Annotated in this window: 1 protein-coding gene; it reads left to right on the forward strand. The window is 38.9% G+C overall.

Features of this window, described 5'->3' with window-relative positions:
* On the forward strand, positions 1 to 229 hold a 229-nt coding region (locus tag AAEZ18_RS19845), incomplete at both ends, for a transketolase C-terminal domain-containing protein (RefSeq protein WP_352256175.1).

Genomic DNA, 229 nt, shown 5'->3' on the forward strand with positions numbered 1-229 from the left:
GTACATTACTTGAAAATGCACAGCTTGCTGCAGATGAATTAGATGCAACGCTTGTTAATATGCGTTTTATTAAACCACTTGATACTGCACTTTTAAATGAGCTTGCAACTAGCCACGATGTAATTGTTACGCTTGAAGATAATGCGATTGCTGGCGGTGCCGGCTCTGCAGTTAACGAATTCTTAGCAACGCAAAAAGCTGATATTAATATCCTTAACTTAGGTATTCC

Source organism: Pseudoalteromonas sp. 19-MNA-CIBAN-0066, assembly GCF_040308705.1.
In the GTDB taxonomy this organism is placed as follows: domain Bacteria; phylum Pseudomonadota; class Gammaproteobacteria; order Enterobacterales; family Alteromonadaceae; genus Pseudoalteromonas; species Pseudoalteromonas nigrifaciens.